The 14,810-nt window shown below is 51.7% G+C and carries 13 protein-coding genes and 1 pseudogene; 9 read left to right on the plus strand and 5 right to left on the minus strand.

Annotated features, from left to right (window positions below; genetic code table 11):
* Window positions 1-338: 338 nt before the first annotated feature.
* The 3 genes from GA0061070_RS13740 to GA0061070_RS13750 are packed head-to-tail and all read right to left on the minus strand — an operon-like array spanning window position 339 to window position 2,894.
* Window positions 339-1,106 carry an inositol monophosphatase family protein gene (locus tag GA0061070_RS13740; RefSeq protein WP_090121859.1) on the minus strand — a complete coding sequence of 256 codons (768 nt, stop codon included), beginning with the start codon at window positions 1,104-1,106 and terminating at the stop codon, window positions 339-341.
* Window positions 1,107-1,116: 10 nt separating this feature from the next.
* Entirely contained in the window at window positions 1,117-2,139 is a 1,023-nt protein-coding gene (locus GA0061070_RS13745; protein WP_090136659.1) for a LacI family DNA-binding transcriptional regulator, read from the minus strand.
* Window positions 2,136-2,894 carry an MBL fold metallo-hydrolase gene (locus GA0061070_RS13750; RefSeq protein WP_090136660.1) on the minus strand — a complete coding sequence of 253 codons (759 nt, stop codon included), beginning with the start codon at window positions 2,892-2,894 and terminating at the stop codon, window positions 2,136-2,138. Before GA0061070_RS13750 ends, GA0061070_RS13745 begins: the two co-directional genes overlap by 4 nt.
* 153 nt (window positions 2,895-3,047) lie before the next feature.
* On the opposite strand from GA0061070_RS13750, the gene GA0061070_RS13755 reads away from it, so the two are divergent.
* From GA0061070_RS13755 to GA0061070_RS13770, 4 genes are all read left to right on the plus strand, one after another.
* Window positions 3,048-4,034: an ABC transporter ATP-binding protein gene (locus tag GA0061070_RS13755; RefSeq protein WP_090136661.1), complete on the plus strand. Its 987-nt coding sequence runs from the start codon at window positions 3,048-3,050 to the stop codon at window positions 4,032-4,034.
* Between the two features lie 34 nt (window positions 4,035-4,068).
* A complete protein-coding gene (locus tag GA0061070_RS13760; protein ID WP_425256058.1) occupies window positions 4,069-5,214 on the plus strand; it encodes an ABC transporter substrate-binding protein in 1,146 nt (381 codons plus the stop codon).
* Between the two features lie 64 nt (window positions 5,215-5,278).
* A complete protein-coding gene (locus GA0061070_RS13765) occupies window positions 5,279-6,112 on the plus strand; it encodes an ABC transporter permease (RefSeq protein WP_090136662.1) in 834 nt (277 codons plus the stop codon).
* Complete coding sequence (locus GA0061070_RS13770; RefSeq protein WP_090136663.1) at window positions 6,109-6,930, plus strand: ABC transporter permease; 822 nt, start codon at window positions 6,109-6,111, stop codon at window positions 6,928-6,930. The genes GA0061070_RS13765 and GA0061070_RS13770 overlap by 4 nt, the downstream gene beginning before the upstream one ends.
* A 100-nt stretch (window positions 6,931-7,030) precedes the next feature.
* Here the strand turns inward: GA0061070_RS13770 and GA0061070_RS13775 are convergent, their stop codons facing one another.
* Window positions 7,031-7,312: a YjcB family protein gene (locus GA0061070_RS13775; protein ID WP_090136664.1), complete on the minus strand. Its 282-nt coding sequence runs from the start codon at window positions 7,310-7,312 to the stop codon at window positions 7,031-7,033.
* A 502-nt stretch (window positions 7,313-7,814) separates the two neighbouring features.
* Between GA0061070_RS13775 and GA0061070_RS13780 the strand changes: the two genes are divergently transcribed.
* The gene (locus tag GA0061070_RS13780) at window positions 7,815-9,221 is read left to right on the plus strand and encodes a GGDEF domain-containing protein (RefSeq protein WP_090136665.1); all 1,407 of its coding nucleotides are present in this window, start codon (window positions 7,815-7,817) and stop codon (window positions 9,219-9,221) included.
* A 339-nt stretch (window positions 9,222-9,560) separates the two neighbouring features.
* A complete protein-coding gene (locus GA0061070_RS13785; RefSeq protein ID WP_090136666.1) occupies window positions 9,561-11,132 on the plus strand; it encodes an EAL domain-containing protein in 1,572 nt (523 codons plus the stop codon).
* A 712-nt stretch (window positions 11,133-11,844) separates the two neighbouring features.
* Here GA0061070_RS13785 and soxS read toward each other — a convergent pair.
* Window positions 11,845-12,168 carry a superoxide response transcriptional regulator SoxS gene (soxS, locus tag GA0061070_RS13790; protein ID WP_090136667.1) on the minus strand — a complete coding sequence of 108 codons (324 nt, stop codon included), beginning with the start codon at window positions 12,166-12,168 and terminating at the stop codon, window positions 11,845-11,847.
* Between the two features lie 81 nt (window positions 12,169-12,249).
* On the opposite strand from soxS, the gene soxR reads away from it, so the two are divergent.
* From soxR to ghxP, 3 genes and pseudogenes are all read left to right on the plus strand, one after another.
* Window positions 12,250-12,708: a redox-sensitive transcriptional activator SoxR gene (gene soxR, locus GA0061070_RS13795; RefSeq protein WP_090136668.1), complete on the plus strand. Its 459-nt coding sequence runs from the start codon at window positions 12,250-12,252 to the stop codon at window positions 12,706-12,708.
* Between the two features lie 265 nt (window positions 12,709-12,973).
* Window positions 12,974-13,058: pseudogene (locus GA0061070_RS25995) on the plus strand (thioredoxin domain-containing protein); the annotation flags it as partial.
* 358 nt (window positions 13,059-13,416) lie between these two features.
* Window positions 13,417-14,766 (plus strand): guanine/hypoxanthine transporter GhxP, encoded by a 1,350-nt coding sequence (gene ghxP, locus GA0061070_RS13810; protein ID WP_090136669.1) that lies wholly within the window; start codon window positions 13,417-13,419, stop codon window positions 14,764-14,766.
* The last annotated feature ends 44 nt before the right edge of the window (window positions 14,767-14,810 follow it).

Raw genomic sequence — 14,810 nt, forward strand, 5'->3', positions numbered from 1 at the left:
GCGCGAATAGCGTGGGCAATCACGACGAACCGCAATGAATATCAGGCCTGCCACATGCAGGCTTGACTTAATCTATTGATTTTTAGGTACTTAAAAAGTAGTTACCCATCTGGTTTTGCGAAGACTGGTTATTGATGACATGAACGGCATATCGGCCTGATGAGAAACCTCACGCAAAAAATGGCTCACTGAAGCCGGGGGGCTTTTCAGGTTCATCAGGCGCGGAACTCATCGTGGCGCGGGCATCCTTGCCCACATAGACGCCGGATAGATTTAAGCAAGCCCACCATTAATCAAAATCAGTGTTGCAAAAATGGGGGTGACCATAGATTTTTGCTTCAGCCGTTTGGCAACAGTACCGGTTGCAGACGTTTCCACACAGCCGGGCTTGCTGCCCACGCATTGTTTCCCTGCGTCAGACCATCACTGGCGAGAAAATCGTTGTGCACGCCTCCCGCTTCCTTAATCAGCGCCAGACCGGCCAACGCATCCCAGCTATGAAGATGGGCTTCAAAATAACCATGTACCTGGCCTGCGGCGACGTGTGCCAGCATCAACGCGCCAGCGCCAAAACGGCGGTGCTCAATGCCATGCTCAAACAGGGTTTCAATGGTCTGCGTATAGTCGCGCGGCGGGGTACGGCTTGAACGCCCCAGCCCCAGAACCACAGCTTCCGGCGACGGCTCGCGAATCGTCAACTTCTGCTCGTTTAAGTACGCGCCTTTGCCCGTTTGCGCGAAGAAGAACTCGTTGCGATCGGGGGCATAAATGATGCCCAACTCAATATTATGCGCGCGCACATAGGCGACGGAGATGCACCAGTAATCCATGCCGAGGATAAAGTTGGTGGTACCGTCGATCGGATCGATAACCCAGATGCCGTCGCTTCCCGGCTCCAGCCCGCGTTCTTCGCCGAGCAGGCCATCCTGCGGGCGCTGCGTTTTCAACCATGCGCGCAGCTCGTTTTCCACATACACATCCGCCTGGGAGACAAAATCCTGGCGGCCCTTTTGCTCAATCGTTAGCCCGTTATCGCGAAGTTGCTTCGCTTGCTGGCCGAGACGACGAATCAACGCGCAGAGCGCGTGGGTAAACTCTTCTGTCATTGCGGGACTCTTAGCCAATACGTGGCGATGTTTGTCGGTGAATCAGTTCCACCTTAACCCACTCAACGCGGGAAGGCTGTAAGGGATTTTTGGCCCGCTCCAGCAGGCGCGTTAACGCCCGGCGCGAGATCTCCGCCACATCCTGATGCAGCGTAGTGAGCTGGTAGCTGAACTGGCTGCTTTGTGGCGTATTATCAAAACCTATCAAATGGAAGTCGTGCGGCGCGAACTTACCGCGCTGGCGCATGCCGTCAAGAAAACCGCAGGCTAGCTGCGCATTGGCGCAGAAGATCCCTTCCGGTAATTCGTCTTTATCGTTGAGCGCAGCCTGCCATCCGCCGTCGTAACCCTCTTCGCTGGCGCTTATCCAGCGCAGATGCCGCTGTGTATCAACACCCAGTTGTTGCAGCGCCCGCTCAAAAGCTTCGCCGCGCATCACGCCTGCCCACGTGGAGCCACGGTTGATTAGCCAGCCGAAACGGCGACAACCCGCGTGAACTAACTGTTCGGCGGCCAGTTGCGCACCGCGATGGTTATCCGAGCAGACAAAATCGACAAACGGAATATCGGGATGGCGATTGATGCCAACCACCGGAATCTGCTGGCTGACACACTCGTTAACGATGGTTTCCGGCGGTTTGCCGGAGGTAACAATTACGCCGGAGACGCGAAACTGAGTGAAGCGGCGTAGCGTGGTGATCAGATCCTGCTCGCCGGTAATTTCGGTGACCAGTGCCTGGTAGTCGCGCCGCTGGATCTCATGCAGTAACCCTTCCAGCAGGCTGCTGCGAAAAGGATCGCCAATGCGCGCCACAATTACGCCAATCAGATGGCTGCGCTGGCGGTTCAGCCCCTGTGCAAGAAAATTGACCTGGTAACCCAGTTCCTGCGCGGCACGCAGTACTTTCTCTTTGGTTGCCGGGGAGATGCTGCCGTTGCTACTTAATGCGCGTGACACCACAGCGCGGGAGACGCCCGCTCGTTTCGCCACGTCTTCCGCCGTAACGGCCTGCTTGCGGATTACCTGGCTCAAATGCTCCCCTCCGCGCGGCGCGTAATCTCAATGCGCATGCCATCTTCGCTGACAAACAGCCCCTGATGCGTAAGACAGGCCTGCGTTAGCGCCGGGCGCGCGCCGTCATTACAGTGATACAACCCCAGTGCCGGTAAACGCAGTTGGCTAAACAGTGCCTGGCAGCCGGGAAAATCCCCGTGCGAAGCATCACTGGCTAACGGCGTCATGGACGCGCACTCCTGAAACGCCAGATCCGCGTGGTGCATCAACGCGATGCTCTCCGGCGTCGGGCGTCCGTCGCCGCTGTAGAACAGCGCTACACCGTCTGTTTCAATGCGCACCGCAAGATTTGGGATCTCGTGATGCGTAAACGCAGTATGCACTTGCCATCCGTGCCAGCACCACTGCGGTTCGCTGTCGCGCCAGTCGATGTCGAAACAGAGTGTGGTGTCCGGCCAGTTGGCGAGGTTTGCCAGTTGCATCAGAACCGATCGCTGTTCACGTTGCGACCAGATAACCAGCGGCTTACGGCGCTGAAAACTTTTCCAGTGATTCAGTAGCGCCGTTAACCCGGTGCAGTGATCCGGGTGGACATGGGTGAAGTAGATCGCGTCGATGGCATTTACATCAAGGCCACGCTGCCACAGTGCGCGCGGAATGGTGGGGCCGCAATCAATCAACCACTGTCGGTTTTCGCGGTCGATCACGCGCAGTGCGGAGGTATTTTGTTGCAGCGAGAAGGCGCTGCCGCAACCCAGAACATCTATTTCCATTTCGCTCCACCAAAATTATTGCGGACTTAATCAAACTGTCACAAATAGACGACAAAGTAGGCTCACATAATGTCGCTGCAAAGTTGCATTTTTTTTACAAATAAATGAACACGTGTTCATCGTTGAAAAAGATGTTGAATAAAAGGATCGCCCATGAGTTATTTGCAAATTAATAAGCTGAAGATTGGCTACGGCAATAACATCGTTCTCCACGATATTCATTTAGCGGTGGAGAAGGGCGAGATGATAGCGCTTCTTGGGCCTTCTGGCTGCGGAAAAACTACGCTACTCAATGCGTTATGCGGATTTATTCCCGTGCATTCAGGGGCTATTGCCATCAACGGCCGTGATATTACGCACAACACGCCGGAACAGCGAAATATCACCATGGTTTTTCAGAGCTATGCGTTATGGCCGCATTTTACCGTTGCACAAAATATCGGTTATGGCCTAAAAGTGCGTCGCGTGAAAAAAGAAGCGATTCAACAACGAGTGCAGGAATTATTAAAAATCGTCAATCTTGAAGGTTACGCGGATATAAAAGTGACCGCACTTTCCGGCGGCCAACGTCAGCGCGTGGCGTTGGCACGTGCGCTGGCGATTGAACCGGAGGTGCTGGTACTGGATGAGCCGCTGTCGAATCTCGATGCCAAAGTGCGCCTCAATGTACGCCATGAAATTAAAGCGCTGCAAAAGAAGCTCGGCTTTACCTCGCTTATCGTCACCCACGATCAGCAGGAAGCGCTGGTGATGGCGGATCGCATTGCTGTGCTGAATAACGGGCGTATTGAGCAAATCGGTACGCCGGAAGATATCTACCATCGCCCGGCAACACCTTTCGTGGCGGACTTTATGGGCGCGGATAACTGCCTGGCGAGCGTGGATGACGGGGGCAAAACCCTCTATTTTCGCAGCGCGGATGTCACCATTTACGCCGCATTGACGCACCCGGCGCCGCAGGGATTAGTGCTGACGGGCGTGATTGAGGAGAGTGCGTTTCTCGGCCACCAGTACCGCCACAGCGTGCGCTGCGACGGGCAGCTTTTGCTCGCCGATTCACCACAGTTCTGGCCGGCGCAAACGCCCGTGGTGCTGCATGTTCCGCAACCGGCGCTGCATCTTTTTGAACAACCTTTGTAATGCCAACCGACACACTTTTTCCTGGGGATACATCATGTCCGTAAAAATGAAATTTGCTGTCACAGCCGCACTCTGTTTGGGGTCACTGCATGCCGCGAACGCCGAAACGGTTCTCAATGTTGCAACGGCGGGCGATCAAAATATGGTGGACTATGTCAAAACCTGGTTGGGGCCGAAATTTGAAGCCGCACATCCAGGGGTAAAAGTGCAGGTGATCGGCACCGGGCCTGGCGATGCCGGGTCGAATAAGATTATCGAAAAACTGACAGCACAGCAGCAAAGCGGCGCGAAAAGCTGGGATATCGATGTCGCAGTGGTGCATCAGAACGCCGGTGGACAACTGGTTGAAAAAGGGTTGCTGGATAAATATCGCCCGGCTGTCAGCACTGGCACCATGGTGACGGCGGAAAACGCGAAAAATGCGCTGGGCGTCAATGTTGATGGCTACGTCATGCCGATGTTCTTAAGCCAGACAGCTATTGCCTATAACAGTGATCTTATCAAAGCACCGCCGAAATCCTATGACGAGCTGGTGCAGTGGTCAGAGAAAAACCCGAAAGCCTTTGGTTATAACGGTATTAAAAACGGCATGTCCGGCGTGAGCTTTGTCGTGGGCTGGATGTATGCCTACGGCACCAGCGCGGATCGCCTTACTGCGCAGCCTTACGATAAAGCCGTGGAAAAAGAGTGGACTCAGGCTTACGCCAAACTGAAAGAATTCAACAAGAACGTCACCTTTACGCCCGGCAACGCCGGGACGCTGGATATGCTGAGCCGGGGTGAAATCACCATGGGGCCGGTGTGGGTCGATATGTTTTATAGCTGGAAAGATCAGGGCAAGCTGCCGCCGTCGATCAAACTGGCGTTGATTGCGCCGGGTATGCCAGGACAGCCAATGTACTACGTGGTGCCAGCGCATGCCGCGCAGGCCAAACTGGCACAGGAATTTATTGCGCTGGCGACCAGCCCGGAAGTGCAGGCGCAGGGGATTGTGAAGCAGTTTAACTGGTACCCAGGGATTGACGCGAAATACGTCAAAGAGAAGCTGGATGATGCCACCTGGCAGAAGTTATTCGCTGAAATTTCACCGCAAGATTTGGCGAAATACGGCAAAAATTTCCCGATTACCCACTACTTTGACGACATCAAAGAGGGTTACGAGAGCCAGGTTTCCAACTGATGGATGTGGGTGCCCGGATGTTGTCGGTCCGGGCATCTTTTTACGGTGATAATTCAGGTTTACCATGCGACACGCGATGAAATATTTACTGCTGGTGGCTCCGGCGACACTGATGATAGCGGTGTTTTTCCTCTGGCCGCTGGGTTTTTCGCTGATCTCCGCCTTTACCCGCGAGACAGGGCAACTAACGCTGGCGCACTTTAATAAAGTGTTGGCGCTCTATTCGAATGACATTCTGTTTACCGTGGTTATTGTGCTGACGTCGCTGGCAATACTCGCGCTGCTGTCGATCGGCATCGCGGCGATCATTGTGCTGTCGCCGTTTCGCGGGATCGTCAAAACGCTGGCCTTTTTGTATCGCTTGCCGCTGTTTATTCCCTTTATTGTGACCGCGCAAATGATGCGGACTTTTCTGGCGAAAAACGGCCTGATGAGTAATGTACTGGTCGCTGCCGGGGTGATGACGCCGATGGAGACCACATCGCTGCTCGGCTGGAGCGGGATCATGATTACGTTTGTCTGGAAACAGATGGCCTTCACTACGTTGCTGATTTGTGGCGCGATGTCGGCGGTCGACCCGGCCCATATTCTGGCAGCGAAAAACCTTGGCGCTTCCCGACTTCGTATTCTGTTCGACATTATTTTGCCGCAGGTGCTGCCGACGATCGGCGTGGCGATGGTGCTGTCGACCGTGACGATGATGTCGGTCCTTTCTGTGCCGCTGATGATCGGTACCGGTACGCCAACGATGATGACGGTGGATATGGCGTTTCGCGTCAACTCTTATGGTGATTACCCGGTCGCCAACGCGATGGGCGTCATCTCATATCTGATTTGCGCGCTGCTTTCCTGGTTCTACTTACGTCACAGCCTGCAGGCGAAAGGAGCTCAATCATGAATGCCTTCCGACAAAAACTGCGCGGCAGTTTTCTACTGCAAACGCTGCTACTGACATTTCTGGTGCTGGCGTTGTTCGGCCCGCTGCTGAATCTGCTGATCTGGACGGTGGCGGAGAGCTGGTTCTTCCCGCATACGCTGCCGAGCCAGTGGGGGCTGAAATACTGGAGCCAGGTGTTTAGCCCATATAGTGACGTTTCAGGTTCTCTATCGATAAGTGTGTTGATTGCCGTGCTGGCAGTGCTGGTTTGCCTGCTCATCTCTGTACCGGCAGGTTATGCGCTCGCCCAGCGCGGTATGCCGTGTCGCGCATTTTTTATGCTGCTGTTTCTGATCCCGCAGGCGTTTCCCAATCTGACGGTGTATATGAACGTGGCGCGGCTATTTTATCAGTGGGGGCTAAATGGCACGATTGCCGGTGTGGTGCTGGTGCACAGCGTACATGGGTTGATGTATTCCATCTGGATAAGCGTCGCGGCGTTTTCGTCGCTCGATCCGCTGCTGCCGCGCGCGTCGCGCAATCTCGGTGCCGGACCGGTATATACGTTTTTCCATATTATTTTGCCGCAGGCCGCGCCAGGTCTGATTGCCGCCAGCATCTTTGTGTTTCTGGAATCGCTGGATGAGTTTACCGCCACCTTCTTCGTCGGCGCGCCGGATATCACCACGCTACCTATTTTGCTTTATACCGCCAGCATGTCAGGCAACTACCAAGTGTCGTCGATCACCGCGCTGATCCTGCTGGTGCCTTCGGTGCTGTTTATGCTGGTGATCCACAAGTTTATGCGCCCCGAGATGCTCTCGAAGCTGGGGAAATAAGCGGGCAGATGGCAATAAAAATGACGGATTCCATAGGCAACCCGTCATTTCAGATACCTTTAAAATCAAGCTAGCGCTTCATTTTTATCCAGTATTTTTATCAAGTAATGACCATCGGCCAGTCTGGTGGGGCTTCACGAGAGATGTCCGCCATGACCTGCACCACGTTGTGCCAGATGTTGGTGATATCCAACACTGTAATGCCCAGCAGCCCGGTCGCGAACCAGCACGCCGCCGCTAAACCCATGCCGCTGCTGATTACTGCCAGACCGATATAATCAGCCCGACGGAAGCGAATATTCAGCGTACTGGCCATAAACATCAACACTGCGCTCAATAACTGCCAGCGCAACAGGACCACGCTGGTGGTAAAGGTAGCCATGAAACTATCCTCAGAAAGAATCGAATACCGGGCGGACCAGGCGTTACGCGCGAGTGGCAAAGATGACGCAGAAGTCCGCAGGAGTAACACAACAATGTGAAACGGCCTGCCCGTTTCAATAATGTGTGAACTGTATCACGTTTGATGATTTATTCGCCAGTGGAAAGCGCATCTTTTGTTGATGTTTCCTACTAATTTTAGTGGGGTAAGTGCATTTCTCGCGGGGACATAATTGCTTAGCACTTGTGGGAATTACCCCGGTATTATTGACCCTTACTGCCACAATATTTACAGTCCGCATAACATATATTATGCTGGTGTTGTTAGCTTTATTTACCTGTTGATGGTTATTCAGGCATCTGATCTTTATCGATATATTCTTTCTTGTCACGGTTTATGTACATCGTGCATTTACGTTATGTGACAACTGTGGGTGAGTGTTTTTTCTTCCTGATTAAATCATGGCAGGCCGGTTTGGTGTTAATAACCTGCGAAAAGAAAAATGAAAACAGAGAATTTAGCCGTTTCCTTAGGAGACGGCGCTGTGGCATTGACGCTTCTGGCGAAGTTGATGCCGTGGCTCGCTGCGCAACGCTCCATGGAAGATATATTGTCCGTTATCAACGCATCCCTGGGCGCGCAACTTTCCTGGGTGGTGATCGAGCAGGACGACGCATGGCAGATAGCCTGCAACGGAGAGATGGAGTGTACGCTACACGATGCACAGACCCTGCTGGAGCAGTTGCAACTGCGTCGTAATCAGCGTGCCTGGCGCGTTATATGCTGGCGACGGAATGTCGGGAAATTATTATTTCCGACACAGCCATTTACCACCAATAAATTACAAAGCGGCGTGTTATGTAAACTGAATTATAAAGATTTGAGCATCAAAGGTTATTTCTTTTTAGCGTTTGCATATCCTTTATCTTCACTATCTATAATAAAGAACGTAGTTATTATTCTGGTCGAGAAGCTTAAAGATTATATGGAGGAAATTATTATCAGAGAACGTGCCGCTAAAGAAATGCAGCGCGTCGTGACACAATATAAAGCACTGTTCGATCGTGCCCCGGTTTTAATGAATTCTTTCGATAAAACGAATCGCTGTATTTTATGGAATGGCGAGTGTGAACGTTTATTTGGCTGGAGTATTAATGAGCTTAATCAGCAGTCCGATCCATTAGCACTATTTTTCCCTGATCCGGAGATGCGCCAGCAAATTCGTTCTTCGGTTAATACTTCGCCCGCCGTCGATATGCATGAATGGCATCCGATACGGCGCGATGGTCAGGTGCTGACTGTGCTTTGGTCAAATATTTTGCTGCCTGACCGCTCGATCCTGAGTATTGGTCTGGATATCACCGAGCGTAAAAAAGTGGAGCAGCAGTTGGAGAAAAAAGCGACAATTGACGATCTGACCGGTTGCTACAATCGTTTTTCTATGCTGCGGAAGTTAAAAGAGGCGCTGGTACAGTGCAAGCCTGACGAACCCCGTAGCCATTTCAGTCTGTTAATGCTGGATCTGGATTACTTCAAAAAGATCAACGATCGCTGGGGGCATTTGACTGGCGATGCCGCACTGGTGCATTTTTGTGACCAGATTCGTGAGCATAGCGATCCGTCGTATCTCTTTGGCCGCCTGGGTGGTGAGGAATTTCTGATTTTGATGCCGCACACTGATCGTAAAAATGCGTTGCGTTTTAGCCAAAAAATTCGTGCTGCATTAGCTTGTTCACCTTTATTAAGCGGGAGTGAAAAGATCCCCTTATCCTTTAGCGCTGGTTTAGTATTCGTGTGTGGTGAGCAGACAGATACTTCAATTTTACTTACGCTTGCCGATAACGCGTTGTACGATGCGAAACGTAGCGGACGCAGTAAAACAGTGGTCGCCAGCGCTTTTTATAAATAAATACGCAAAGATGAAGGAATGTCATTCATTAGATGAAAAAATACCCTACAGGGCGTACCTTTTTTTATCCTGCGGCGAGTTTGGCTTAATCAGTGATACTGTGTTGTATTAAGTGAAAACGCCCCATAACGGATGGATAAATATTTTCCTTAATATAAACATTGGGCACACTTTGAGTTTACCTTACGGCAGAATAATCTGGTCATAACCAAATATTAGGTTTTTAAAGAGAAAAGTCAGTTGCTAATGTCGTATGAATCATGCAACGTAATCACCTGTTTATCAAAGCATCCTGCCGTACATAAAAAAGGCACAATAAATGCGTGGATATAGGCGGACATGAATCATAGCGTCCTTCGCAAGATGCTCAGAGTCGTCGGGATCATCATAGGAGTCATCCTGCCGGTGATGCTGTCGCTATGGTTTGCACATATCCGTGCAGTAAATGAAACTGCCTCCCAGCTCCGCTCTTTTTCCCAACTGGCGTTAAATAAAACTGAAGTGGTTATCCAGCAAGTGGATAGTGTTCGCGCTGCTGCGGAAAAATTTCAGGGTCAGGTATGCTCCCTGGAGCATCGCAAAGCGATGCTGGATATTGTGCGCAGCAGTTTGTACGTTGCCGATCTCATCTATGCGCATGGCAATCAATTTTTGTGCTCCAGCGTTATTGCCCCCGCGCAATCGTATGCTATTGCACCCGCGGAGTATAAACGCTCGCCAGACATTGCGATTTATTATTACCGCAATACACCGTTTTATGCCGGTTATAAAATGGTCTACATGCAGCGTGGTAACTACGTTGCGGTGATCAATCCTCTTTCCTATAGTGATGTTGCCTCGGAAGATAAAGCGCTGGCGTACGGCGTCTACGACACCGTAAGCAAATTATTTTTCTCCCTCAGTAAAAGTGCAAACCTGGAGATGCTGAAGAAACTGATCCACAGCCAGGCATCAACCTTCCAGCAGGACGGGCGTTTTTACACCATCGCGCAGTCGGATAAACGTCCAATTGCTATCATCGTGTCGACCTCTAATGCGCACTATTTTCAGGCGCTGTACCATCAGGTGATGTTGCTGCTACCGATGGGGCTAATTTGCAGTGTGCTCCTTTATCTTGTGTGGTCACGAACACGACAAGAATTTAACTCGCCCCGCCGAATGCTCCACCGCGCGTTAACCAAACGCCAGCTTCAACTCCACTATCAACCGATTATCGATATTAAAAATGGTGCCTGCGTTGGCGCTGAAGCGCTGTTACGCTGGCCGGGTTTTAATGGCCATGTAATGAGCCCGGCAGAATTTATTCCGCTGGCGGAAAAAGAGGGTATGATCGAACGCATCACGGATTATGTCGTCGATGAAGTGTTTAGCGATCTCGGCGACTTTCTGGCGATGGTGCCGCATCTTTATATTTCGATTAACTTATCGGCTGCAGATTTTCACTCTTCGCGCCTTATTTCATTAATTTCCAATAAGACCCGGGAACATGCTGTACGCGCGGAGCAAATTAAGATCGAAGTGACGGAGCGCGGGTTTATTGATGTGCCTAAAACCACGCCGATGATTCAGGCGTTTCGTCAGGCGGGCTATGAAGTGGCGATTGATGATTTCGGTACTGGATATTCCAACCTGCACAACCTCTATTCATTGAATGTTGATATCCTGAAAATCGACAAATCTTTTATCGACACGCTGACTACCAACAGCACCAGTCATCTGATCGCTGAACATATTATCGAGATGGCGCAGAGCCTGCGTCTGAAGATTATTGCCGAAGGGGTGGAAACGGCAGAGCAGGTGAGTTGGCTGCTGAAGCGCGGCGTACAGTTCTGCCAGGGCTGGTACTTTGCCAAAGCGTTGCCGCCTGAGGAGTTTAAACTCTGGGTACTGCATCCGCCGTCAATAAAATGATGGCGTACCGTGTACCCATTATCATCAATAACCGCACCGCCATTCTTCCCTCTGTTGATGCAGTAATAACGGCAATAAATGCTTTGTTGAAAGTATGATGGAGAAGCATATCTATTCCATTTAAAAATGTATTGAAGCCAGACCTGTGAATATTTAATGAGGTTTGTCGGCAGAGAGAACGGACGTGTTTTATAATAACTTTTTTATTTGCCAGGTATGAAAGATAACCTTGTGGTTAGTTAATCGATAATTTTAATTCCGGTGCTACGCAAGAAGCGGAACTATTCCGGCAAAACCGCAATCCAGAAAATAGTCGCTGTATTAAACGCGAATATATATCCTAAATAATTCGAGTTGCAGGAAGGCGGCAATGCAGCGACAAATTCGTCGGGAACGAATTTGCCCAACCGAAGGTTGGCCTCCGGTGAGAGACAGGATGTCTCTCAGTAATCCCCAGGAGCTTACATAAGTCCGTGACTGGGGTGAGCGACAAATCTGCCGGGAGCAGATTTGAATGCTGTAAGCAGCGGTCCCGAAGGGGTAAGGCTCAGGGATGAGCCGAATAAAAAAGCCAACGCACATGCAGCTTGAAGTATGACGGGTATAGTAGGGGACAAATTTATTGCTGGTGAGAGAGGATTCAGCGGTAAAGCTCAGGCGAGCGGTGAATATTTACCACACCAGCTCGCCCTGAACGCTGCTTTGATGGTTGTCAGGCATGGTGCCGGTAATCGCTGGGAGTGCGATCGAATTCACGGCGAAACACTCGTGAAAACGTCTGTTGTGAGATGTAACCTAAATCCATCGCAATATCAAAAATAGGGCGTTGCGTGGTGCGCAGCGCTTCGGCTGCCAGCAATAATCGGCGCTGGCGAATATAGTCGCCCAGCGTTTGATGCATCACGGTACGGAACATCCTCTGTAGATACCACTTTGAATAACCAGACTTTCTGGCGACTACATCAATATTCATTGGTTGGTCGATATGTTCATCAATCCATTCGATAAGCGTCTGAATAATTTGCTGATGGGACATAAAGCTTCCTCATTTCCCGATTCGTCGTTTTGTCTGGGAGCGAGTATAATTCCTCAAGTTAACTTGAGGTAAAGAGGTTTTATGGAAAAGAGAATGCCACGCATTAAACCGCTGCTCAGCCCTGGTGAAGTGGCGAAACGTAGTGGGGTGGCTGTTTCTGCGCTGCACTTTTATGAGAGCAAAGGGCTTATCAAAAGCCTGCGCAATAGCGGCAATCAGCGGCGGTATACCCGCGATGTGTTGCGCTACGTAGCGATCATCAAGATCGCCCAGCGCATTGGTATTCCGCTGGCGACCATCGGCGAAGCATTCGGTGTTTTGCCGGAGGGGCACACCCTGAGCAAAAAAGAGTGGAAGGAATTGTCGTCGCAATGGCGGGAAGAACTGGACCGGCGTATTCATACGCTGGTTACACTTCGTGACGAGCTGGATGGTTGTATTGGCTGCGGCTGCTTGTCGCGCAGCGAATGTCCGTTGCGTAACCCGGGCGACCAATTAGGGCAGCAGGGCACCGGCGCACGTTTGCTGGAAGATGACTGAAACGTACAAAAAACTAAAGCGCCCGTTGGGGCGCTTTAGTCGTTTTCCGGTCTTTGTCTTTCTCTCTATCCCGTTCTGTCACAGGAGGGTTTCCCCCGACATCAGCACCCCTCAACTATGTTGGAGGTTCCGGATTGTGCTGACACTTTTAGTGTAGTTTCCTTATGCAAAATTGCTACTTTTTTGCTCATTTTTTTTCAGGATATTTCATCGCCGTTCCGCTGATCTTCTATAGTTAATGCGTCAATCCGCACGGGCGCAAATCATGCTGACGGTGCATCACCTGAATCAATCGCGCTCGCAGCGCATTCTCCGGGCTTTGAGCGCGGGGTATGCCGTACCAGATCGTCCATTTGCTGGCGGCGGACGATGTTCCTTGGGGGCTATTTGATCTACCCGACGGCTAAGAATGTTTTTAAGATGTTGTAAAGTTGCGCACCGACGATAACGTTTGCGCATCGTCCGCCTGGATCTTCGCCGTGATAAGCAAAATTTAGCAAAAAGCGGCAAAGTTCAGTTGAAAAGCGCCGTATAAACGCTGGATAATCGTTTGCCTTTTTTTGATCAACCGTTGTATGCGCGGAGTTAAACGTTTGCTTTTTTGTGGCTCCTTACCACAACGCAGCACAGGGAGATGACGTTTAACCGGCAGTGGACTGTCCCACCACGCAATGCAATGCACAATAAAATTCTCAGGGGATGTTTTCTATGTCTACGCCTTCTGCGCGTACCAATGGTTCGCTTGACGCACTGTTTAAAATTTCTGCTCGCGGCAGTACCGTTCGTCAGGAAATCGTTGCTGGTTTAACCACGTTCCTCGCGATGGTCTATTCGGTGATCGTGGTGCCTGGCATGCTGGGTAAAGCAGGTTTCCCGCCTGCCGCCGTTTTCGTCGCCACCTGTCTGGTCGCCGGTGTTGGTTCCATTGTGATGGGGCTGTGGGCGAATCTGCCGCTGGCCATCGGCTGCGCTATCTCTCTGACCGCGTTCACCGCGTTCAGCCTGGTGCTGGGTCAGCATATCAGCGTACCTGTCGCGCTTGGTGCAGTGTTCCTGATGGGTGTGTTGTTCACCATCATCTCCGCAACCGGCATCCGTAGCTGGATCCTGCGCAACCTGCCGCATGGCGTTGCGCACGGCACCGGCATTGGTATCGGCCTGTTCCTGCTGCTGATTGCCGCAAACGGCGTTGGCCTGGTGATCAAAAACCCGCTGGACGGTCTGCCGGTTACGCTGGGCCACTTCGCCAGCTTCCCGGTGATCATGTCGCTGATCGGTCTGGCGGTGATTATCGGTCTGGAAAAACTGAAAGTGCCGGGCGGCATTTTGCTGACCATCATCGGTGTTTCCATCGTTGGTTTGATTTTCGATCCGAGCGTGCACTTCTCCGGTATTTTCGCCATGCCGTCGCTGAGCGATGACAAAGGTCACTCGCTGATCGGCAGCCTGGATATCGTGGGTGCGCTGAACCCGGTAGTGCTGCCGAGTGTGCTGGCGCTGGTGATGACGGCAGTGTTTGACGCTACCGGTACTATCCGTGCGGTAGCGGGCCAGGCCAATCTGCTGGATAAAGACGGCCAGATCATCGATGGTGGCAAAGCGCTGACCACCGACTCTCTGAGCAGCGTCTTCTCCGGTCTGGTCGGCGCGGCGCCGGCTGCGGTGTATATCGAATCGGCGGCAGGTACGGCGGCAGGTGGTAAAACCGGTCTGACAGCGATTACCGTCGGCGTGCTGTTCCTGCTGATCCTGTTCCTCTCTCCGCTCTCTTATCTGGTTCCGGCGTATGCCACTGCGCCAGCGCTGATGTACGTGGGGCTGCTGATGCTGAGCAACGTGGCGAAAATTGATTTTGCTGACTTCGTGGATGCGATGTCCGGCCTGATCACCGCTGTGTTCATCGTGCTGACCTGTAACATCGTTACCGGCATCATGATCGGTTTCGCCTCGCTGGTGATTGGCCGCGTGGTTTCCGGTGAGTGGCGCAAGTTGAACATCGGTACTATCGTGATTGCGGTTGCGTTGGTTGCTTTCTATGCAGGCGGCTGGGCAATCTGAACCATAAACGGTTACATAATGGGCGACTTCGGTCGCCTATTTTT

It is taken from the genome of Kosakonia oryziphila, assembly GCF_900094795.1.
Taxonomy (GTDB): domain Bacteria; phylum Pseudomonadota; class Gammaproteobacteria; order Enterobacterales; family Enterobacteriaceae; genus Kosakonia; species Kosakonia oryziphila.

Bases quoted from the DNA above. Each gene is read 5' to 3' on its own strand.
- soxR (WP_090136668.1), top strand. From the start codon at position 12,250: ATGGAAAAGAGAATGCCACGCATTAAACCGCTGCTCAGCCCTGGTGAA.
- GA0061070_RS13750 (WP_090136660.1), bottom strand. From the start codon at position 2,894: ATGGAAATAGATGTTCTGGGTTGCGGCAGCGCCTTCTCGCTGCAACAA.
- GA0061070_RS13770 (WP_090136663.1), top strand. From the start codon at position 6,109: ATGAATGCCTTCCGACAAAAACTGCGCGGCAGTTTTCTACTGCAAACG.
- GA0061070_RS13780 (WP_090136665.1), top strand. From the start codon at position 7,815: ATGAAAACAGAGAATTTAGCCGTTTCCTTAGGAGACGGCGCTGTGGCA.
- GA0061070_RS13760 (WP_425256058.1), top strand. From the start codon at position 4,069: ATGTCCGTAAAAATGAAATTTGCTGTCACAGCCGCACTCTGTTTGGGG.
- GA0061070_RS13775 (WP_090136664.1), bottom strand. From the start codon at position 7,312: ATGGCTACCTTTACCACCAGCGTGGTCCTGTTGCGCTGGCAGTTATTG.
- GA0061070_RS13765 (WP_090136662.1), top strand. From the start codon at position 5,279: ATGCGACACGCGATGAAATATTTACTGCTGGTGGCTCCGGCGACACTG.
- soxS (WP_090136667.1), bottom strand. From the start codon at position 12,168: ATGTCCCATCAGCAAATTATTCAGACGCTTATCGAATGGATTGATGAA.
- GA0061070_RS13740 (WP_090121859.1), bottom strand. From the start codon at position 1,106: ATGACAGAAGAGTTTACCCACGCGCTCTGCGCGTTGATTCGTCGTCTC.
- GA0061070_RS13785 (WP_090136666.1), top strand. From the start codon at position 9,561: ATGAATCATAGCGTCCTTCGCAAGATGCTCAGAGTCGTCGGGATCATC.
- ghxP (WP_090136669.1), top strand. From the start codon at position 13,417: ATGTCTACGCCTTCTGCGCGTACCAATGGTTCGCTTGACGCACTGTTT.
- GA0061070_RS13755 (WP_090136661.1), top strand. From the start codon at position 3,048: ATGAGTTATTTGCAAATTAATAAGCTGAAGATTGGCTACGGCAATAAC.